Raw genomic sequence first — 830 nt, forward strand, 5'->3', positions numbered from 1 at the left:
CTGGTGGTTAATGAGATCCTGACCAGCACTACAGACGTAGTGATCTGCGCGAGCCAGTTGCCTTATAGCTGGAATGGTGAGACCTATACCACTACCGGCACTTATGAAAGGACTTTTGTGAGTGCAGCCGGTTGTGATTCCATTGCTACATTGAACCTGGTGGTTAATGAAGTAATGACCAGCACTACCAATGCCACCATCTGCGCGAGCCAGTTGCCATACAGCTGGAATGGTGAGACATTTACCACCACCGGCATTTATGAAAGGACTTTTGTTAGTGCAGCGGGTTGCGATTCCATTGCTACCCTGAACCTGGTGGTTAATGAAGTAATGACCAGCACTACAGACGTAGTGATCTGTGCGAGCCAGCTACCCTATAGCTGGAATGGTGAGACATATACCACCACTGGTACTTATGAAAGGACATTTGTTAGTGCAGCGGGTTGTGACTCCATTGCTACCCTGAACCTGGTGGTTAATGAAGTAATGACCAGCACTACCAATGCCACCATCTGTACCAGCCAGTTACCTTATAGCTGGAATGGTGAGACATATACCACTACCGGTACTTATGAAAGGACATTTGTTAGTGCAGCGGGTTGTGACTCCATTGCTACCCTGAACCTGGTGGTTAATGAAGTAATGACCAGCACTACCAATGCCACCATCTGCGCGAGCCAGTTGCCTTATAGCTGGAATGGCGAGATATATACTACCACCGGTACTTATGAAAGGACTTTTGTTAGTGCAGCGGGTTGTGATTCCATTGCTACCCTGAACCTGGTGGTAAATGAAACCCTGACCAGCACTACAGACGTAGTGATCTGTGC

The 830-nt window shown here is 48.0% G+C and carries 1 protein-coding gene; it reads left to right on the plus strand.

Annotated elements, in window-relative coordinates:
* On the plus strand, positions 1 to 830 hold an 830-nt coding region (locus tag OI18_RS24785; RefSeq protein ID WP_039144785.1), incomplete at both ends, for a hypothetical protein.

Source organism: Flavihumibacter solisilvae, from assembly GCF_000814475.1.
GTDB classification, from domain to species: Bacteria; Bacteroidota; Bacteroidia; order Chitinophagales; family Chitinophagaceae; genus Flavihumibacter; species Flavihumibacter solisilvae.